This is a genomic window from Bradyrhizobium sp. 199 (genome assembly GCF_023073355.1).
Classification (GTDB): domain Bacteria; phylum Pseudomonadota; class Alphaproteobacteria; order Rhizobiales; family Xanthobacteraceae; genus Bradyrhizobium.
Window position 1 is genome coordinate 690,157 of record NZ_JADPJI010000005.1, and the last position, 20,006, is coordinate 710,162.

The window sequence follows — 20,006 nt, forward strand, 5'->3', positions numbered from 1 at the left end:
TACACGTGTGAATTTACCCGCTCCGCAATTAATTTATGCGGATACCCCATGTTTCGGCTTGATTGATTGCTGCGACGCAGTTATCTGGGGATGAGATTTGAGTACGGTTCCATACATTTTGTTGGGTAAATCTAGTTCACCATCTTGATTAATGTCGATCCGGGGCATATTAAGTTTGGCGCAACTACAGGATGCGAGCATGCCAGCTAAGAAACTCGAGTTAGAATCAATGTCCCTTGACGATCTCTGGTCGCTTCATGAGGAAATTAGCGGGATCTTATCGGACCGAATTAAGGCAGAAAAGCACGAACTGGAGAAGCGCTTGGCGGTTCTCGGGGGCGGGGTGGCTGCTTTGGCGGCAAGCGGACCGGGCGTGTCTCCGACTGCCAAGGCGAGACGAAAATATCCGCGTGTGCTGCCGAAATACCGGAACCCGCAGACCTCCGAGACCTGGTCGGGGCGCGGCAAGCGGCCGCGGTGGTTGGTTGCTGCCATGAAATCTGGCCGGAGAATTGAGGACTTTCGCATAGGGGATGCAAGTCCAAAGCTTCGTCAGCGCGCGTAACCTAATCTGCACTGTTCGACGGGGTGGTTAAATGGCGGCCGCAGTGCCGTGATCCTGTGGCCTAATAGGCGTTGCGTCCCCGCAGCACTTCGAGGGGAGTTCGCAGCAGGATTACGAGATCAAGCCGAAGGCTCCAGTTGTCGATGTACCAGAGATCGTATTGTACGCGTGTTTCGACCGTGATGGCTGTGGGGGTTGGACCGCGGCAGCCATGGACCTGGGCCCATCCGGTCAAGCCTGGCCTGACCCTACGGCGTAGGGCGTAGTTCCGCACGAGCTTGTCAAATTCTCCGTCATGAGCCAAGGCATGAGGACGCGGACCTACCAGCGACATGCTGCCGTCGAGCACATTTAACAGCTGTGGCAGTTCATCGAAGCTTGTCCGTCGCAGCCATTTGCCGACGCGTGTCACCCGTCGGTCGAGGCGACGGGCCTGAAGGATCGCGGGCCCGTCCTCGAGCACATGCATCGTCCGGAATTTGCGGATCAGGAAGATCCGGCCATTAAAACCACAGCGTTGCTGTCGAAAGAATATGGGGCCGGGCGAGTCCAGCTTGATTGCAAGTGCGGCCAGCACAAGCAGCGGGGCAAGTATCGTCAAGGCGAGCGCGGCGCCGAAAATATCAATGATTCGTTTGGTCGCACAGTCCAGCTGCGTAAGCGGCCCACGCTGGAGTTCAACACAAACGGTACTTCCAAGAGTTCGCGTAGGATGTCGAAGCAGTTCGGATGTCGTACCGACCGGCACGAACACGACCGGTAGCGGCAAGACCCGCAAGTCGGCAACGAAGGCCCGAAGTTCGGGCCACCGTTCCGGGTCCGCTTCCACCACCACCTGGTCGAACTCGGAACTGCGAATGTGGTCGATCACGCGAGCTGTAAGCCGCCTTCGGCAGGCAGGACCGAAGCCGATTGGGGGCAAGCTGAACCGGCCTCGGACAGAATAACCATGCATCGCCAGCGTTTCAGACAGTCCGGCGTCTTTCGATGGCGACTGGTCACTAATCAGAACAATGTTTGTGGTGGCGAATTTTCTGCCGCTCAAGCCTCTTCCCAGAAGCGCTCTCACTCCCCACCGCTCGGCCAGAAGCAAGCCCAGGCCCAGGACAGCGAAAAGTGACCCTGCTTGGTGAGAAGAGCCGGGACCAATTGCAAAGCCGCACCCGGCCCATATCAAGAGCAACAATGACGCCCATGCGATCCAGACGGCGCGCATCTGACTTCGGAGGACAAGAAGCTCAGCTGGCCGATAAAGGCCGTGGGTCTTCAACAGACAAACAAGACATGCTGCGCTTACTAGCGCCAAGCCTAGTGCGTTGCTTAAGTCGCCTGCAGCCCACCCATTCTGAGTTTGGCACAGCCACGTCGAAACGACGCTCGCAAAAATAATAGTCGCAACATCCGCACAGAGCGCCACGTATTCGATCGAGTCGTAACGGAGAGGCCATTTGTGTTGGTGGGATACTATCGGTCCGGGACTGACACGATCCGTAACCTCCCGATCGGGGAAATGTCGGTTCACGAAATTCATTGTCTGGTCACCAGCTAGTTAATATTTAATATATTATTAATTGGTCTAATTTATCAAGAAAAATCGTGGTTTTAGACGTTTAAATATGTCGCTGCTCGGAGGATCCTATCTAGATCCCTGCCGCGAGTTCCGCGCGCGCATGTTGTCGAGATAGGTCGGATCGAGTTCCGAAATCAGGTTCTCGAGATAGATCTTCCCCTCGGCCGAGGCTGATCGGTACGCGGCCACAAGCGCTGGTCTGATAGCAGGTCGACGCGTAACGACGAGGCTGACGTCCCGCTTGATCAAGTCTCGAAATTCAAGCTCCCGTACCACGGCATCTGTAGCGAGTGCGACGGATAGCCTTAGCGGAAGCAGATCCAGATCATTCGGCGCAGTATAGTATGACATCTTGAGCATGGCTGCCGTCTGGATCGAATTCTGTTTCGACGCCGCCGCGAGCATGAGCCAAATGTCGCCGCGGAGCGGCGACGAGCGTAGCGCGCGGGCAAACGCATTCGACGCTGCCGGAAGTTCCGTTTTTTGCTCGTCCGCGGCGAGAGCCGGATCTTTACCTGATCGTGATTCCCCTCGGATCCAAAAGTCTTCATGCGCTGCCGCAACCGAAACTGGTTTCGAGATCTCGTTCGGCCATCCTGCTGCGGCCGAAATAGCTGCCGCTAACGAAGACTGACCTCCGAGATACCACCCTGGGAGGATCATCCATATCGTCGGTATGATCAGCGCTATTCCAAGCACCGCCAGGGCAACGCGCGGCCAAAGGGTGAGAAACGCTGGCGCGAGCCTTGGACGAGATGCCGGAACTGGACCGGCCATCCGGTCCGAAGCCTCTTTCGACTCCAAGGACATGGCCTCACGGCCCGCACCGGAGACGCTTTGACCGAACGCCAGTCCAAAAAGCGCAGCGACCAAAAGCGATGCTCCCAAACTCAGAATTCCATGGTCGGCAAAGGCCAGTATCGTCAGTGCAATCGAAGCGCCGGCGCCCAAGGCCGGGTACACGTAGTCGTAAGCTCGTGAAAGAGAACGCCTGATCAGAATACAAGCGGCGAGCATCGCTATAGCTACAACGCCGCAAAGGAACGCCGAGCCCATGTCTATAACCATTGCGGCGGCAGCCGTTGGCCGTTCTCGCGGGGCGCCAATTCCCATGTCCCGATAAAGCGGCAAAAGGACCGTCGAAGCGCCGGCACCGGATCCCGCCGGCCTGACGTCCTGGAGCATCCGTTCCGTCGCGATCTGGCTGCTCGTTGACAAGGCGATCGTCACATCGGTGTTCGTCCTAAACGGAATGACCGTTGCGCTGGCAACAAAGATTATTGCGGCGGTTGCGAAAACGCCGGCGGTACCCCACAAGCCCAAGAACCACCTGCGAATTGCGAACACCGAGAGCAAGATTCCTGATCCGAGGAGGGCGGCGATGACGGCGGTGGAGTTGGTCCGAACGAGCAGCGCGGCCAAGCAGACAATCATTGCGATGGTCGCGGTGGACAGAACAAGGAGCGGAGCTGGCGCAATTGTTCCTGGCCGACTGTGTCGCGCTATCTGATCGGCCGCGCGTATTGCCGTCGCGCAGGAGAACAAGACGCCGAGCACTGCGACGGTTGAGCCATCGGCCCCGCCGATACCGTCAGTTTTCTTGCCGAACCATATGGCCGTGGCAATCGTGGCTATCGACAGTAGAATATGCAGGACTTGCGCTGCACGATATCGGTCAAGCGTGATGACCCCAGTGACGAGGGCCGCGGCGAGAACAGCGCCATACTGCGCGAGCGAGAGCATAGTCGCCCCCTTGTCGACTGTGATCGTTTCGGTGAGGGGCTTGCCTAGGGCCGCCGAAGCCGTTGCCCAGATGGGATTGCCGAGCGTGTCCATAGGCATCGGCACCGCCTGTAGCGCCATCCAGAGGGCCGGAGCCGCGAGCACAACGACGGCAGCAGGCCGGAGCACCTTGGCGACCCCGGAGGCGGGGGATGGAAAGATCGCTACAACCAGCGCGGCTGTTGCTAGTATGAATGATGCCAATCCCAAGCTTTGCAGGCTTTCCGGCATTGCGAGCGCCGCGGTGATCGCCACAAACTCGGCTGACATGACAAGCCGGAAAATCATGTAAACACCATGGTGTGGTGCGGCCACTCCGCTGGCCGGAGAACGTGCAGGCGGCTAGGAGACAGCCTCAAGAGCCAGAAAGGCCGTAACGGATGTAGTGGCTGTCATGATAGTAGTAGCTCCGATGTCCGTCATATCGAGCCATTGCCTTGGTATCCGTTTTGCTGAGAACTGCCCCTATCAGCGATTCGTGAACGTTGGGTGCGGTGTGCAGAGCGTGCTGCACGACATCGATTTTGGTCCGGCCCCATTCCACGACTAGAATGTAGCAGTCAATTAGAGACGAAGTGGCTCGGACATCAACCAAGGGGGTCAGGGGAGGAAGGTCGACGATGATGTAGTCATAGTCATTTCGCAAACGGTCGAACAGCTTGCTTATCGCGTCGGCGCACAGAATTTCGCTGGTGTGAAGCAGCGGTCCCCGCCGCACGCCGGGAAGAAACGCAAGGTTGGTCGTGGGATCTCGCCAAATTGTGTCCGCCAGGGATCGGCTGCCGTTTGCAACTTCGATGATTCCGTTGACAGCCTTGGGCGCAAAGATCGCAGAAAGTGACGGATTCCTGAGGTCGCAATCGACGATGATAACTTTCTTGCCGGTGTGCCCGATCAATTGCGCGAGCGAAGCTGCAATCGTAGTCTTGCCCTCATTCGGCAGGGCCGAGGTAATGCCGATGACCTGAGAGGAAATTTTCGCCGGATTGTGGTCGATGGCTAGCTTGATAGAACGAATTGCCTCGGTATATCGAGATAGCGGCATCCCGACCACGGTTCGATGAATTGCCGTCGGAGACGGAATTATCCGTTGTTGAACATCATCATCGGTTGGCTGGGAGCGAATTGGTAGCTTCGCGGATTTGCGGGCCGGCAACAATGGGACCAGAGATATGCAAGGCAATTCCAACACAGTTTCCACTTGTGAAGAGGTCCGAAAGACGCGGTCCATGAGGTCTCTCAGGAGCGCCAAGCCGACGCCCAACGCGAGACCGCCGAGAATGCCGAGCGCCAGTACCAGCCTTGTCTTCGGCTTGCTCTTGCTCGCCGGCGGCGAAGCGGGAAAAAGTACCCGCGTTTCTGAGATAGAAAATGTCTCCTGCTGTGCGGATCCCATGTAGCGCTGCAGGAAGGTCTCGTACAAACTACGCAAGCCCCTTGCCCGGCTTTCCAAGTCCTTGATAGTCAGCTCAGCCGAATTGACTGAGCGGGACCGCGAAACGGCCGCAGACAGCTGCTTTTCAATTTCTTGCTGCCTCCGGTTGGCGAGTTCGAACTCGCTTCGGCTGACTTCGGCAAGTCTTTTGACTTCGTCGAAAATGGAGACGCGGAATTCCCGCTCCCGGTTCCGGATATTGACAACTGCCAGGTGGTCGCGCCCCACCCTGGCCGACAACTCGGCCTCACGCCTCGCAAGTTCTAGATACTGCTGACGCAGCGCCGTAATAATCTGACTGTTCGTCGCATCGGTCCCGACAGCATCCAGATTGCCCATCGAGGACGGCTTTGTCGGATCTGAGGCGAGGAGAGTTTCGTAGCGAGCCAGCTTGGCCGCGGCCTCGGAGATCTGGGCGCGTGCAGCACCCAATCGATTGTTGAGTTCGGTGATCTGCTGTTCTTCGATGGGCTTTCCGTCCGAGGACACGATATTGTTCTGGGTCTTGTAGGCGTCGACGGCACGTTGAGCAGCAAGGGCTTGGTCCCCCAGATCGCGCAGCCTGTCCTGCAGCCAGCTTGTTGCCCTGCGATTGGCATCGAATTTTGCATTGAGCTGGTCCGCAACATAAGTATTGGCTACCGCGTTGACGATCTCCGCGGCTCGGGCTGGGTTGCTCGAATTGAAATTGATCTCAATGACGTTGCTGTACCCGACACGCCCTGCTGAAAGCCGGCTCAAAAATGCGTCTACGAGTGCGTCCGACGATCCGGTCTGCGTATCGAGTGGGCCATCTTTCTTCGGCCCAGGCGAGGCCCAAGACCGAATTCGCTGCCAGAGCGACTGTAAAGACAGCCCTGCCCCGTTCAAGTCCGGATCGTCCGCCAGTTTCAACTGGTCGATAACCGCCACCGCAGTGGCCTTTGATCTAAGGAGTTGAAGCTGGGTTTCGATTTGGCTGAGATCGAAAGCCGGCTCGGCGATAAGTGATTGCTGCTGGACGAATTGAGGCTTGGGATTAGCCAACAGGATCTGAACCTGTGCGGTATAGGTTGGAGACGCCAGCCGGAGATAGAGCAGGCTGGCTGCAGTTACGAGCCCGGCAGTGACCAGGATCATGACATATTGCCGTCGCAGAAGCCCGATGCCGAGATTGATGACGTCACTAATTCCCCCGCTATCCGCCTGAACGGGTTGGGCCAGCCCGGTCACAGGCAGCCGTACGCTAGCGGTGTGTCGAAGATTGTTCTGGAGCATCACGTACCTGTCCGACGGTGGGTCACGTTGGGCCGCTCGCCCGCAGGCCCACGTTTAGGGAGCGCGCAAGCGTCGGGAGATTATATGCATATAAAAATCCGCTTGCCAAATTAAATAAATAATATATTAATGAGAATGAAATCGTAAATATCGGCGGCGCGGGCCATTCTCGATCTAGCTCTGGTAAAATATAGTATGTTCTACAGGTTATGGTCTGGCCGGCATTTGCGTCGAGAATAATGTGAGCGGTCCGAGACGGATTGCGGGTGGCTAATTAAATTCCGTTTGATATTTTTGGTCCGTCAAACGAACGCCGATGGGATAAGCGAAATTGAGGGCCGGCCGGAGGTGCCCAATGCTGGAACTGCGATCCTTGGCGATCCCTGATGTCAAAGTAATTCGAACAGATCGGTTTTCCGATGCCCGCGGCTACTTCTGTGAGACCTTTCAGAGATCGGCTTTTGCTGAGAAGGGAATTCTCCATGACTTCGTGCAGGATAATCAGTCCAGCTCAGATCGGATCGGCACGGTGCGCGGCTTGCATTTTCAGCGACCGCCTTTCGCGCAGGCCAAGCTCATACGGGTGTTGAACGGGGCCATTCTCGATATTGCCGTTGATCTCCGGCGTTCATCGCCCACCTTCGGCAAGCACATCGCCATCCAGTTGGATAGCGAAAGCGGTGAGCAGTTGTTCATTCCGAAGGGATTCGCGCATGGGTTCTGTACCCTGCAGCCTAAGACCGTCGTCTTGTACAAGGTCGACCATGTCTACGCCCCCAGCCACGACGGCGGCGTCTACTGGGCTGATCCCGCATTAGCGATCAAATGGCCCTTCACACCGTCAGAGGCTCAGATATCGCCAAAGGACCAGACTCTTCCTGCGCTCAACCAGCTTGCTTGCGTTTTCGAATAGTGGAGATGAGTAGAATGCGTATCTTGGTGACCGGCGGAGCGGGCTTTATCGGTTCTGCTGTGTGTCGCCGGCTGGTGCTGCAGGCCAGTGCCGCGGTGGTCAACATCGACAAGTTGACCTACGCAGCCGACCTGACTTCGCTGGCGAGCATCGAGGGGCTGGGGTCTTATGCATTCCTGCAGTCCGACATCTGCGATCGAGAGGCTATGGGTCTCGCGTTCGCCGACTACGAGCCGGATGCGATCATACACCTGGCCGCCGAAAGCCACGTCGACCGTTCGATCACCGGACCCGAGGCCTTTGTCAGCACCAATATAGTTGGTACCTACACGCTGTTGGAGGCGGCCAGGACCTACTACGAACGTCTGCCGCTTCCACGGCGGAAGCGGTTCCGCTTCATCCACGTATCGACAGACGAAGTCTACGGGTCATTGGGGCCCGAGGACTTGTTTCGCGAGGACACGCCCTACAGGCCGAGTTCGCCGTATTCGGCGAGCAAGGCGGCCTCGGACCACCTCGCACTCGCGTGGTTTCGAACCTACGGTCTGCCGGTCATCGTATCGAATTGTTCGAACAATTACGGGCCGTACCAGTTCCCGGAAAAGCTCATCCCGCTGACGATCCTCAATGCGCTCGACCGGAAGCCGCTACCCGTCTATGGCGACGGCAGAAATATCCGCGACTGGCTTCATGTCGATGATCACGCCGCTGGCTTGATAAGACTGCTGTACGAAGGAAGACCGGGCGAGAAGTACAATTTCGGCGGAGATGGCCAGCGATCCAACCTGGAGGTGGTCACCCGGATTTGTGACGTGGTGGATCGGTTATCCCCGGGCGCGGGAGCGAGACGATCTCTCATCAGGTTCGTGCCGGATCGTCCAGGACATGATGCGCGCTATGCGATCGACGCGTCGAAGGCACATCGCGAACTGGGCTGGGAACCGACGAGAACCTTCGAACATGGCCTGGCCGAAACAGTCGGATGGTATCTCGACAATCGTGCATGGTGGCAGCGTGCTCGCTGCGGTATCTATGACGGCTCGCGTCTGGGCCTGCTCGCTACTCAGCATTGAGGTGAAGATGACAGATCGACCCATCCTCATTGCCGGGCGGAACGGTCAGTTGGCAAAGTGTCTTCGTAACCTCGCTGCAATGCGCGGTCTGCCTGCGGTGGCTCTCGGGCACCGAGAACTCGATCTGGAGAACCGCGAAGGGATCGACAAGCTCATCGCATCGATCGCGCCGTCTGCAATCATAAATACGGCCGCTTATACGGCAGTCGATCGGGCCGAATCTGAAGCGGCGAAGGTGTTCAGCATCAACCGCGATGGTGCGGCAACGCTGGCAAATGTCGCTTGGCAGATGAATATTCCACTCATCCATCTCTCGACCGACTATGTGTTCGACGGCGCAAAACCGGATGCGTACGACGAAAGCGACATTCCCGCGCCGTTAAATGTCTATGGCGCGTCGAAGCTTGCCGGCGAAGCTGCTGTATTGGCCGCGCATCCGCTCGCGACCGTGATCAGATGCTCGTGGCTCTACAGCGCCTATGGCAGCAACTTCGTTCGAACGATGTTGCGCTTATGTGAGACGCAGCCCATCGTAAGGGTTGTCCGGGACCAGCACGGAAATCCGACCTACGCATACGATCTTGCGGAGGCTGTCCTTCAGATCGCAGAACGGCCAGTAACAGTCGATCGCAGGGCCGCGGCCGGCATCTTTCATCTCGCCGGTCAAGGCGAGACAAGCTGGCACGACTTTGCGAAGGCAATCCTCGACGAGCTTTCCCGCCGCGGAGCGCGGATTCCGGCGCTTGAGGCGATCACGACTGAAGAGTTTCCGACCGCTGCGCGTCGACCTCGAAACTCGCGCCTGGATTCATCCAAGGCCGAACGGGTGTTCGGAATTCGACTGGCACCCTGGCGCCATTCACTCGAAGCCTGTCTTGACCAACTGGTCGGAGGAGGAGATACCGATGCTGAAGGGAATCGTCCTGGCTGGCGGCAGCGGAACGCGCCTCTATCCGATCACGCGCGTGGTCAGCAAGCAGTTGCTCCCGATCTATGACAAGCCAATGATCTATTATCCCCTGTCAACGCTGATGTTGGCAGGGATCCGCGAAATTCTGATCATTACCACGCCGGCAGACCGGTGTCAGTTCGAGCGGTTGCTGGGGGACGGCAGCCAATGGGGCCTTCGGCTCACATACGCGGAACAGACCCGTCCCGCCGGTCTCGCAGACGCCTTCATTGTTGGTGCCGATTTCATCGGCAGCGATCGTGTGGCGATGGTGCTTGGAGACAATATCTTCTTCGGCGATGGCCTGAGCGAACTGCTTGCCAGGGCGGCAGGGCGTGAGGAAGGTGCAACAGTTTTTGCTTATCACGTGAGGGACCCAGAACGATATGGCGTCGTCGCGTTTGACGAGGCGGACCGTCCAGTATCGATTGAGGAGAAACCCAGACGGCCAGCTTCGAATTGGGCGATTACGGGTCTGTATTTTTTCGACAGTCGCGTTGTCCGCTACGCTCGTCGCGTCGAGCCATCGTCCCGCGGAGAGCTCGAGATTACCGATCTTCAGATGCGCTATCTTTCGGCCAATATGCTACATGTTGAGCGCATGGGGCGAGGGTTCGCCTGGCTGGACACCGGCACGGTTGAATCGCTTATTGATGCCGGGACGTTCGTGCAGACTCTGGAAAAGCGACAGGGAATGAAGATTGCCTGCCTCGAGGAGGTCGCCTTCAGGCTTGGCTTTATCGATCGTGATCAGCTTCTCGCGCTGGCGCAACCGTTGGAGAAGAGCGGCTACGGCAGATATCTGAACGAAATCATCCGGCTACCGCCTCGCTTTGAGGCCATTCAATAATTGTTTGGAACTGTGTTAAATGTGCGCGCATTTAATTGACGAGTTGTTTAAAGAAGATTAAAATATAAAACGACTTTATTTTAATTGGTGTAACCATGCTGGTTCAGAAGGCGAGCGTCTTCAGTCGGGGAGCCCGGGCCGCTCTACCAGGGGAAGATATTCCCGCCATGGATGTTTTTCGGCGAGAAGCGCCGTTCTGGAATGCGTTCGATGGCTCCGATCCGACCGACCGGTGGGTTCCGCCGTTTGCTAATCCGTCAGTAGATGACGCCACTTTCTTTCCGCAATCGTCTCGGGCTGCGGGCGATCCGCCAGACTTGCGCGGCGTTTTGCCCCGTCTCTTCTCCACATCTTTCCAATCGCGATTGTCTGCTCTGCTGTCTTCGACGTCTTTGACGAGCCGCTATCAGAGCTTGGTCCCGACATCTCCATCTGCGGCTAGCAGAGGGACGCCGCCGACGTCATCATCGGTTTCGACCACGGGCACCACTCGCTGGACCAATCCAAGGGACGGAGCCTGGAATGACGCCACGAACTGGAGCGCCGGCGTGCCGGGGATCATTGATTCAGCTATCCTCGATGCGATGGGAACGTATGTCGTCACCAGCACCGCCAGTGTCGATATCAGGAGCCTGGTCGTTGATGCAGGCGCAACGCTTTCGTTCGGTGCCGGGTCGCCCTTTGTCGTCGAAGGCGACGTAGTGAACAATGGGATTATCGAGGCCGGGGCGTTCCTTGGCAATCGCATTGCTACGGGATACTTCAAGGGCGACGTCAGCGGCACAGGATCTTTCGAGATTTCAGACACGGCGATCCTGGAGATCGGGGGGGCGGTTTCCGGGCAGTTCTTGAATGGATCGTTCTCCGGCATAAGGGTGTCGTTCGACACGGAAGCTGGCACGTTGGTCCTCGATCAGTCGACCGAATTCCACGGATTGATCGGAGGTTTGTCGCCGGCGGCGCCGCTTTCGCCAGGGAACCTCATCGACCTGAAGGATCTACCTTTCACATCCTCGATGACGGCAACCGTCCAGTACGACAACAGCTCGAATATCAGCGTGGTCGATTTCAGCAACGGTGCCGCAAATGTCACTTTGCTGTTCTCGGGGATGGACCTGAATTGGAATTTCAAGAGCGATGGGCGGGGAGGAACCCTTGTCTCTGATCCACCCACAAACTCCATAGTACTGGAAAATCAGAAGCCGGGTACGCCGAAAAGTGTCTGGCAGATCCAGCCGGGAGACAATTCGACTCAGACCCAAGGGTTTACAACTGCAATCAGCACTAATGTCGGGGGGCTGGTCCAATTCAAGATCAACAACCTGACCGGCAACCCGAACTATCACGTCGATCTTTACCGGCTAGGCTATTACGGTGGCAATGGTGCCAGACTGGTTACGAGCCTGCAGCATCAGGGCGCAACTGCGGTCGTCCAACCTGCACCGTTGACTGACCTGTCGACCGGCCTCGTAGACGCCGGCAACTGGAGCGTGACCGACTCCTGGAGTGTACCCACCGATGCGGTCTCGGGCGTCTATATCGCCAACATCGTCAACGGCACCCAAATCTTCCAGGTCCCATTCATCATAAGGAACGATGCTTCGCACAGCGACGTCGTCCTCCAGACAACCGATCAGGACTGGCAAGCCTACAACGGGTGGGGCGGGGCCAATCTCTATTTCGGCAACGGTCCGGGTGTCAACGGATCAGCCTACGCAGTCAGTTACAATCGACCTATCGTAACTCGTGACGGCACCGGCACGTTTGCCGAGGGTGGAGACTCCCCGTTCGCCGCTGAGATTGCGGCTATCTATTGGCTGGAGCAGAACGGGTACGATGTCTCCTACATCTCTGGAATCGATGCAGCGACAAACGGTTCGTTGTTGCTCAACCACAAAGTCTTCATGGACGCGGGGCATGACGAATATTGGACCGAAGCTCAGCGCGCCAACGTAGAGGCCGCAGCGCATGCGGGCGTGAACCTTGCGTTTCTCACAGGCAACGAGATCTTCTGGAAAACAAGATTGGCAGCCAGCATCGACGGCAGCGGATCGGCCAACCGTACACTCATTAGCTACAAGGATACGCACGCAAATGCCCTGATTGATCCAACGGGACAGGCGACCGGAAATTACGCTGACCCGCGGTTCGGTCCGGCTCTTCCCGCAAATTCATTGACTGGTACATTGTTCGCGGTCAACGCATTCCGGTATGACACGATCACGATACCGTACCCGATGACCCAATTGCGCTTCTGGCGCAATACAGCTGTTGGGCAAACGTCACCCGGACAGACCGCCTCGCTCGTGCCGGGCCTACTGGGCGTCGAATGGGACACCGCGCCGGACAACGGATTTCGTCCAGCTGGGTTGATCAATGTCTCCTCTTCAACGGTGCAGGTGGACGGAAAGTATCTCCTTGATTATGGCAACACATTCGGAGCAGGCACGGCGACCCATAATCTCGTGGTGCATCGGGATCCCGTTAGCGGCGCACTGATATTTTCGGCCGGTTCAATGAACTGGTCCTGGGGGCTTGCTAGCGACCACGACGGGCCGGCGACTCCGGTAGATGTCAATGTACAGCAGGCGATGGTGAACCTTTTCGCCGACATGGGGGTTCAACCGGCGACGCTGCAAGCGAGCTTAGTAGCCGCGTCTCAGTCGACAGACGGTACGGCGCCGACCTCTGCCATCACCAATCTCTCGGCTGCCAGCGTTGTCGAGGGGCAATCGATCACAGTGACGGGGACGGGCACTGACGCGGGTGGAAAAATTGCCGGCGTCGAAATCTCCACGAATGGTGGAACAACCTGGCATCCAGCCAACAGCAACGTCGGCGCGGCAAACGTGACATGGTCATATACGTTCGTCGCAGGCGCTCAGGGGACATATAATCTCAAGACCAGGGCGGTCGACGACAGCCTGAACTTGGAAACACCCGGGGTGGGCACTACCTACACGGTCACGCCATCGTCCAGCCTGACACTCTTCAGCACGACCGATACGCCTGCGGTGATCTCAAACAGCGATTCCGACTCGGTTGAGCTTGGCCTCAAATTCGTCCCCGCTGTATCGGGAAAGATCACCGGCATCCGTTTCTACAAAGGGCTTGAGAATACCGGTACCCACATCGGTGATCTCTGGACCACAAACGGCACGCTGCTTGCGAGCGCCACCTTCAGCAACGAAACCGCGAGCGGCTGGCAGCAGGTTGATTTCGCGACGCCTGTCAATGTGCAGGCCAGCGTCACGTATGTCGCCTCCTATCACACGAACACCGGCCACTATTCCTCAACCGACTACTACTTCATCAACTATGGGGGCCTAACGAAGGGTGCGCTCACCGTGCCTGGAAGCAGCCTCAATGGCGTCTACGCCTATGGCAGTGGCCCGGTCTTCCCCGGCAACGCTTCTTACATCGACGCCGCGAATTACTGGGTGGACGTCGTTTTCACCGATTCAGGCACGACGTCGCCGCAAGCTCACGAAGACAGCGGCTTCACGGTTAGCCAAAATAATGTGCTGAACATTCAGGCATCAACGCTACTCGCCAACGACACCAATCCGTCCGGGCTGGCTTTCTCGATTACCAGCGTCGGTAACCCAGCCAATGGAAGCGTAAGCTACAATTCGCAGAACCAGACCGTGAGCTTTACCCCCACCATTGGCTATGCCGGGGCGGCGAATTTTACCTACACGATCACGGACACGAGCGGCCAGAGCGGGTCCGGCCAGGTGTCGCTCCAGGTCAACTATCCGGCCTCCGCACAGAGCCTGTTCGGCACCAGCGATGCGCCAAACGTGGCCAATTCCGGCGATACCAGTCCTGTCGAAGTCGGAGTCAAGTTTAGCGCATCCGTGAACGGGACAATAACCGGCCTGCGCTTCTACAAGGGATCATTGAACACCGGCCTCCATATTGCGGATCTCTGGAGCTCGACCGGAGCCCTGCTTGCAACTGCTACATTCACGAACGAGACAGCCAGCGGCTGGCAGCAGGTCAATTTCTCCAATCCCGTGGCCATCACGGCAGGCACCACCTACGTCGCGTCCTATCACACCAACGGCAATTATTCCGGTACCCAGAACTATTTCGTGACATCGCTTGCCAACGGCCAACTAACGGCGCTGGCTGGCGCCAACGGAGTCTATAGCTACGGATCCGGAAGCGCGTTCCCGACGAGTACCTTCAAATCCTCCAACTACTGGGTCGATGTCGTCTTCAACGGCTCCTCCGCTGCCAGCGTGCCACAAGCTAGCGCCGACAGCGGCTTCACGGTTAGCCAAAATAATGTGCTGAACATTCAGGCATCAACGCTACTCGCCAACGACACCAATCCGTCCGGGCTGGCTTTCTCGATTACCAGCGTCGGTAACCCAGCCAATGGAAGCGTAAGCTACAATTCGCAGAACCAGACCGTGAGCTTTACCCCCACCATTGGCTATGCCGGGGCGGCGAATTTTACCTACACGATCACGGACACGAGCGGCCAGAGCGGGTCCGGCCAGGTGTCGCTCCAGGTCAACTATCCGGCCTCCGCACAGAGCCTGTTCGGCACCAGCGATGCGCCAAACGTGGCCAATTCCGGCGATACCAGTCCTGTCGAAGTCGGAGTCAAGTTTAGCGCATCCGTGAACGGGACAATAACCGGCCTGCGCTTCTACAAGGGATCATTGAACACCGGCCTCCATATTGCGGATCTCTGGAGCTCGACCGGAGCCCTGCTTGCAACTGCTACATTCACGAACGAGACAGCCAGCGGCTGGCAGCAGGTCAATTTCTCCAATCCCGTGGCCATCACGGCAGGCACCACCTACGTCGCGTCCTATCACACCAACGGCAATTATTCCGGTACCCAGAACTATTTCGTGACATCGCTTGCCAACGGCCAACTAACGGCGCTGGCTGGCGCCAACGGAGTCTATAGCTACGGATCCGGAAGCGCGTTCCCGACGAGTACCTTCAAATCCTCCAACTACTGGGTCGATGTCGTCTTCAATGGCTCCTCTTCGGCTACAAATTCACCGCCGACCGCGGTCGCGGATACCACTGATGCGACCGAGAAGGGTGGCGTAAACAACGGCACGGGCGGCACGGCGGCCAGCGGCAACGTACTGACCAACGATACCGATCCCGATCCCGGTGACACCAAGACTGTTACTGCAGTCAGCTTCGGCTCGACCAATGGCACACCCGGTTCGGCTCTCGGGGGCGCGCACGGCACCTTGGTTCTCAACGGGTCGGGTGCCTTCACTTACACGGTGAACGAGAACGATGCAGCGGTGCAAGCCTTGCGGCTGTCGACCAATACGTTGACGGATGTCTTTAGCTACACGATGCGGGACTCTGTGGGCGTCCCATCGTCGGCCACGCTCACTGTCACTATTCATGGCGCCAACGACGCGCCGGTGCTGGCGATTCAGACCGGCAGCCAGACTGCGACCGTTGGCTCCGCGTTCTCGCTGACAGTGCCCGCAGGCACTTTCACGGACGTCGATTCCGGCGACTCGCTCACCTACGCCGCAACCGCCGCTGACGGCTCGGCGCTTCCAGCGTGGCTTGCGTTCATTGCGTCGACCCGCAGCTTTAGCGGGACGCCAACGTCTTCGGACCTTGGCACGCTCAGCGTCAGGGTCTCTGCTGCTGATCTTGGTAACCTCACTGGCAGTGAGACGTTCGATATCGCGGTGTCGGCAGTTCCTTCAACGGTGAGCCTGTTCTCAAGCTCGGATACCCCGGCAGTGCTGTCCGGTTCGGATACCTCCCAGGTCAACCTCGGAGTGCAATTCACGTCGTCCGTGGCAGGCACGATTAGCGGCATCAAATATTACAAGAGCGCAAATGATCCCGGTACCCACACGGGCTCGTTATGGAGCAGTACCGGCACGCTACTGGCGACCGCGACTTTCACGAACGAGAGCAGCAGCGGCTGGCAAACCGTCACCTTCAGCAATCCCGTGTCCATCGCGGCTGGCACCAGCTACGTCGCGAGCTTTCACAGCAACGGCCATTATGTCTCCAGCACTAGCTACTTCACCACCGCTCGCACCAACGGTCCGCTCACGGCTCCCGCGAACATCAACGGCGTCTACACCTACGGAGCAAGCAATCTGTTCCCGACCAGTGCCTATAACGCAAGCAACTACTGGGTGGATGTCGTGTTCAACAGCTCGAGTGGCGGCGCCAACCAGTCACCGGTCGCTGCGAATGACAGCGGCTTCTACGCCACTCAGAACGTCCCCTTGGGGATTCCGGGCTCGGCACTGCTTGCCAACGACACCGATCCCGACGGCAATACGCTCACGATCACGGGCGCAAGCGGCGGTGTGAATGGCGTCGCCAGCTTCAACGCCCAAAGCAATAGCGTGGCCTTCACTCCGACAGTCGGCTACACGGGGCCGGCGTCCTTCAACTACGGCGTCTCCGACGGCCATGGCGGCGTCGCCAGTGCATCCGTCGCTCTCAACGTGAACGCTGCGTCTTCGACGACGGTGCGCCTGTTCAGCGCAAGTCAGGAGCCCAGCATCGTGGCGGCCAATGATCCAAAGTCAGTGGAACTGGGCATCAAGTTCCAGGCGTCGACCCCAGGCGATGTTATCGGCCTTCGCTTCTACAAGGGCCCATCCAACACCGGCACACACGTTGCGGATCTTTGGAGCAGCAACGGGACTTTACTGGCAGCCGCGACCTTTACAAACGAAACGGCCGACGGCTGGCAGCAGGTCAATTTCGCAACGCCCGTGACGATCATGCCGGGAACCACCTACATCGCCTCCTATCATACGGCCGGCAATTATGCGGCCGACCCGGGCCTGCTGGCCGACGCAATTACCAACGGTCCGCTGACGGCCCCGTCCGCGGCATCGATCGGCGGCAACGGTGTGTTCGCGTACGGGACAGGTAGCCTATTTCCGACCAACACCTACAACGCGACTAGCTACGGCGTTGACGTAGTTTTTAGGCCGCAGATAGCTGCATAGGAGAAGTAAGATGCACGCCGAACTATATACAGACGGAATCGAAGAAATTACCGTCAGCGGAACTATCGTCCGCATCGATCTGGTCAGTCTTTCACCGACGGAGCGTGACGCCAACAATGTCCCGAAACGCGTGTTTTCTCAGCGGCTGATCTTTTCGGTCGAATCCTTCGCCAATTCGGTCGATGTGATGCAGAAGGCGCTTCAGGGGTTAGTCGACGCGGGCGTAGTCCGGCGAGGTCAGCCAGCTGAGTCGCACAACGGTGCGTCGGTCGTACGCGATGCGCTCGCGCCCAACACGCCACGGTCCCATAATGTCTCTTCGAACTTCCGGTGAAATCGACGCCGCTTGTGGCGCGAAAGGCCTGGTTGTGGACCCGCCTGGATTGGCGACGCAGACGGCATTGGAGTGCCTGTCCAAGATTGCCGGTCATCACGGCGTCGACCTGGCGGTCGAGCGTCTAAAGCACGCCTATGCCGTAGCCGCTCCGCTCTCGTTGAACCTTCTGTTGCGCATGGCCAAGGATGCAGGTCTGCGCGCGAGAAGCACGAAAATGGAGTGGGGTGCGCTGATCCGTCTCGGAGAAGCCTATCCGGCGCTGACGCGGCTCGTCAATGGCAACTGGATCGTTGTCCTGGGTGCAGGATTGGGAGCTGAGGGCACTGAGGTCGTCAGCATCTTCGACCCACTCGCCGACCACAAAGACGAGCTCTTGGTTGTCGACCGAGACCGATTCTGTGCCCAATGGGCCGGGGACATCATCCTGATCAAGCGCGAGCAGTTGACACGGGAGGCTCCCAGGACTTTCGGCCTCCGGTGGTTCGTGCCGGAATTGCTTCTTCAATGGCGACTGTTCAGGGACGTCGCGATTGCCGCTATCCTGCTCTATGCGCTGGGACTCGTCATCCCGATCTTTTTCCAGCTCGTCATCGACAAAGTTCTGGTTCACGAGAGCTTCACCACGCTCTACGTACTCGCGGCAGGGGCGGCCGCAGCACTCGTCTTTGACACGATATTCGGCTTTCTGCGCCGCTACTTGCTGCTTTATGCGACCAATAAGGTCGACATTCGAGTTGCTACAAAGACGTTCGGTCATCTCCTCGGGCTGCCGGTCACCTTCTTCGAGCACATGGCAGCGGGGGTCTTGGTCAAGCACATGCAGCAGGCGGCCCGAATCCGTGAGTTTCTGACTGGTCGACTATTCTTAACCACCCTGGACGCGCTTTCGCTATTCGTCTTCCTGCCGGTACTTGCGCTCTACAGCGTGAAGTTGACGCTCATGGTTCTGGCCTTCACTGCCGCGAGCGGCGCTGTTGTCGGCCTGCTCATGGGCCCTTTCAGGCGACGTCTCTACGATCTTTACCAGGCGGAAGGTGCGCGGCAGGCTCTCCTCGTCGAAACAGTTCACGGTATGCGCACGGTGAAGTCGCTGGGGATGGAGCCCGTGCAGGGCAGGATCTGGGATAGCCGCTGTGCACAGTCGATTACCATGCGATTCGGTGTCGAGAAGATTTCCGCCGGTGCCCAAGCGCTCACCGGATTTCTCGAGAAGATCATGACAATTGGGATCATCGCTGTCGGAGCCCTCGATGTCTTCGCCGGAGAAATGACAATCGGCGCGCTGGTCGCCTTTAACATGTTGGCCGGCAGGGTCTCCGGACCACTGGTCCAACTCGTGACCATGGTGCACGAATACCAGGAAGTTGCTCTTGCCGTGAAAATGCTCGGCGAGGTGATGAATCAGAAGCCTGAGCGTGACGGCAAGAAAGATGGGCTGCGCCCCGACATCGCCGGAAAAATCGAGTTCGAGAGTGTTTCCTTTCGCTACGGAGCTGAGGGAGAGCCGGCGCTCGATGATGTCTCCTTCACCGTCGAGCCAGGTTCGATCTTCGGGATCGTGGGCCGAAGCGGCTCCGGCAAGACGACGCTCACAAGGCTGATTTCGGGCATGTATCCGGTGCAGCAGGGGCTGCTCCGTATCGACGGTTACGATTCGAGGGAGCTCGACCTGGCACACCTGCGCCGAAACCTCGGAATCGTCTTGCAGGATAATTTCCTGTTTCGAGGGACGGTTCGCGACAATATCGCCTGCGTGAAACGGGACGCGACATTTGCCGAAGTGGTCGCTGCGGCGCAGCTCGCAGGCGCCGATGAGTTCATCGAGCGGTTGCCCCGTGGCTTCGATACCATGCTTGAGGAAGATGCCTCGAACCTGTCCGGCGGGCAGAAGCAGCGGCTCTCGATTGCGAGGGCTCTGATCGTCAATCCACGGATCATGATTTTCGATGAAGCGACGAGTGCCCTCGATTCCGAAAGCGAAATGATCATCAAGCGCAATCTCCGCCGTTTGGCGGCGGGACGTACCGTCATCATTGTCTCGCATCGGCTGTCCATGCTGACTGAAGCAAGCCAGATCCTGGTGATGGACCGCGGCCGAATCGTTGACCTGGATCGCCACGACCACCTCCTGTCGAAATGTACCATCTACAGGCATTTGTGGAACCAGCAGATGAAACAGATTGCATGATGGAGCCAAGGCAACCACGGACGGACGCGAACAGCAACGGTCTGGTCCCGGCCAGGACGGTCGAGCGACGGCTGAAGTTATTCAGGCCAGTGCCAAGACAGGTG

The 20,006-nt window shown here is 58.0% G+C and carries 11 protein-coding genes; 8 read left to right on the top strand and 3 right to left on the bottom strand.

Features of this window, described 5'->3' with window-relative positions; genetic code table 11:
• Window positions 1-199 precede the first annotated feature (199 nt).
• Complete coding sequence (locus tag IVB28_RS11680; RefSeq protein WP_247526339.1) at window positions 200-565, top strand: H-NS histone family protein; 366 nt, start codon at window positions 200-202, stop codon at window positions 563-565.
• Between the two features lie 61 nt (window positions 566-626).
• Here the strand turns inward: IVB28_RS11680 and IVB28_RS11685 are convergent, their stop codons facing one another.
• From IVB28_RS11685 to IVB28_RS11695, 3 genes are all read right to left on the bottom strand, one after another.
• Window positions 627-2,096, bottom strand: a complete 1,470-nt coding sequence (locus IVB28_RS11685; protein WP_247526346.1) for an exopolysaccharide biosynthesis polyprenyl glycosylphosphotransferase — start codon at window positions 2,094-2,096, stop codon at window positions 627-629.
• A gap of 105 nt (window positions 2,097-2,201) precedes the next feature.
• A complete protein-coding gene (locus IVB28_RS11690) occupies window positions 2,202-4,205 on the bottom strand; it encodes a hypothetical protein (protein ID WP_247526347.1) in 2,004 nt (667 codons plus the stop codon).
• A 67-nt stretch (window positions 4,206-4,272) separates the two neighbouring features.
• Window positions 4,273-6,609: an AAA family ATPase gene (locus tag IVB28_RS11695; protein ID WP_247528518.1), complete on the bottom strand. Its 2,337-nt coding sequence runs from the start codon at window positions 6,607-6,609 to the stop codon at window positions 4,273-4,275.
• Window positions 6,610-6,964: 355 nt separating this feature from the next.
• Between IVB28_RS11695 and rfbC the strand changes: the two genes are divergently transcribed.
• From rfbC to IVB28_RS11730, 7 genes are all read left to right on the top strand, one after another.
• Window positions 6,965-7,522 carry a dTDP-4-dehydrorhamnose 3,5-epimerase gene (gene rfbC, locus IVB28_RS11700; protein ID WP_247526348.1) on the top strand — a complete coding sequence of 186 codons (558 nt, stop codon included), beginning with the start codon at window positions 6,965-6,967 and terminating at the stop codon, window positions 7,520-7,522.
• A gap of 14 nt (window positions 7,523-7,536) precedes the next feature.
• Window positions 7,537-8,595 (top strand): dTDP-glucose 4,6-dehydratase, encoded by a 1,059-nt coding sequence (gene rfbB, locus IVB28_RS11705; RefSeq protein ID WP_247526349.1) that lies wholly within the window; start codon window positions 7,537-7,539, stop codon window positions 8,593-8,595.
• A 7-nt stretch (window positions 8,596-8,602) separates the two neighbouring features.
• Window positions 8,603-9,592, top strand: a complete 990-nt coding sequence (gene rfbD, locus IVB28_RS11710; protein ID WP_247526350.1) for a dTDP-4-dehydrorhamnose reductase — start codon at window positions 8,603-8,605, stop codon at window positions 9,590-9,592.
• Window positions 9,501-10,394, top strand: coding sequence for a glucose-1-phosphate thymidylyltransferase RfbA (rfbA, locus tag IVB28_RS11715; RefSeq protein ID WP_346730728.1), 894 nt, complete (start codon window positions 9,501-9,503; stop codon window positions 10,392-10,394). Before rfbD ends, rfbA begins: the two co-directional genes overlap by 92 nt.
• A gap of 95 nt (window positions 10,395-10,489) precedes the next feature.
• A complete protein-coding gene (locus IVB28_RS11720) occupies window positions 10,490-17,377 on the top strand; it encodes a DUF4082 domain-containing protein (protein ID WP_247526351.1) in 6,888 nt (2,295 codons plus the stop codon).
• A 10-nt stretch (window positions 17,378-17,387) separates the two neighbouring features.
• Window positions 17,388-17,711 carry a hypothetical protein gene (locus tag IVB28_RS11725; protein ID WP_247526352.1) on the top strand — a complete coding sequence of 108 codons (324 nt, stop codon included), beginning with the start codon at window positions 17,388-17,390 and terminating at the stop codon, window positions 17,709-17,711.
• A 49-nt stretch (window positions 17,712-17,760) separates the two neighbouring features.
• Complete coding sequence (locus IVB28_RS11730; protein WP_247526353.1) at window positions 17,761-19,902, top strand: peptidase domain-containing ABC transporter; 2,142 nt, start codon at window positions 17,761-17,763, stop codon at window positions 19,900-19,902.
• Window positions 19,903-20,006: the final 104 nt, after the last annotated feature.

Excerpts from the sequence above, each read along its gene's own strand:
- rfbB (WP_247526349.1), top strand. The coding sequence starts at position 7,537 with ATGCGTATCTTGGTGACCGGCGGAGCGGGCTTTATCGGTTCTGCTGTG.
- IVB28_RS11695 (WP_247528518.1), bottom strand. The coding sequence starts at position 6,609 with ATGCTCCAGAACAATCTTCGACACACCGCTAGCGTACGGCTGCCTGTG.
- rfbA (WP_346730728.1), top strand. The coding sequence starts at position 9,501 with ATGCTGAAGGGAATCGTCCTGGCTGGCGGCAGCGGAACGCGCCTCTAT.
- IVB28_RS11685 (WP_247526346.1), bottom strand. The coding sequence starts at position 2,096 with ATGAATTTCGTGAACCGACATTTCCCCGATCGGGAGGTTACGGATCGT.
- rfbD (WP_247526350.1), top strand. The coding sequence starts at position 8,603 with ATGACAGATCGACCCATCCTCATTGCCGGGCGGAACGGTCAGTTGGCA.
- IVB28_RS11690 (WP_247526347.1), bottom strand. The coding sequence starts at position 4,205 with ATGATTTTCCGGCTTGTCATGTCAGCCGAGTTTGTGGCGATCACCGCG.
- IVB28_RS11680 (WP_247526339.1), top strand. The coding sequence starts at position 200 with ATGCCAGCTAAGAAACTCGAGTTAGAATCAATGTCCCTTGACGATCTC.
- IVB28_RS11720 (WP_247526351.1), top strand. The coding sequence starts at position 10,490 with ATGCTGGTTCAGAAGGCGAGCGTCTTCAGTCGGGGAGCCCGGGCCGCT.
- rfbC (WP_247526348.1), top strand. The coding sequence starts at position 6,965 with ATGCTGGAACTGCGATCCTTGGCGATCCCTGATGTCAAAGTAATTCGA.
- IVB28_RS11725 (WP_247526352.1), top strand. The coding sequence starts at position 17,388 with ATGCACGCCGAACTATATACAGACGGAATCGAAGAAATTACCGTCAGC.